General features: G+C 44.8%; 1 protein-coding gene. It reads left to right on the top strand.

Going from position 1 to position 900, the window contains the following annotated elements:
• Positions 1-900: methyl-accepting chemotaxis protein (locus R7040_RS25295; RefSeq protein ID WP_318097393.1), on the top strand; the 900-nt coding region annotated here is incomplete at both ends.

Genomic DNA, 900 nt, shown 5'->3' with positions numbered 1-900 from the left:
AAACGTTATCACTGGGCATATCTGGAGCTACTCAAACGCTCAGATTTTAATGATATTTTGCTGGTCGATATTAACGGCAACGTGACTTACTCCATCAACAAAGACGACAACTACGGTACTAACCTACTAACGGGGCGCTACAAAGACTCGGCATTAGGTAAAACCTTTAAACGTCTAGCTGATGACGTCAACGAACGCCGCAAAGTGAATGAAGATTATACGCCCGTCATTATTTCTGATTTTGAACTGGAACATGGTCGACAAGTCGCTTGGCTTGGTGCACCTATCGTTCAGCAAGGCTATTTGCACAGCTATGCTATGTTCCGTTTACCAAACAACGGCATTACCAAGCTGATCGCAGATAAAAACCGTGAATCGTCCATCAACACTCTACTGGTCGGCAGCGATCAGCAACCACGTACGATTAATACCAAGCAAGACAGTATTCAAAACAGTCTTGAAGTCATCGATAAAGCTTTAGCGGGACAAACCGACGTTGGCACCTACACCAATGGACTTGGCGAAGAAATTATCGCTGCATTTGCCCCAATTCAAACACGCGGTATTACATGGGCGCTCGTGGTTCAACTTCCAGAAAAAGAGGCGTTTTCACGCATTCATCAACTGGAAAAGCTCTTCGTTATCGCCATGCTAATCGCGATCATTCTTGTGGTGATTGCATCGCATTATTTGTCCAACTTCATTACATCACCACTGCTGAAACTGACTTGGGCAGCGGAGAAAGTATCCGCTGGCGACCTCGACGAAACGACATTCAATACCGAACGTAAAGATGAAATCGGTCGTTTGGCTATCAGCTTCGAACGTATGCAGCGCTCGATTCGAGAAAAAATCCAAACCATTAAACAGCAAAACGAAGAACTTGAAAGCAACATCAAG

It is taken from the genome of Vibrio sp. 1069 (genome assembly GCF_033340555.1).
This window is presented reverse-complemented; position numbering and strand designations above follow the sequence as displayed.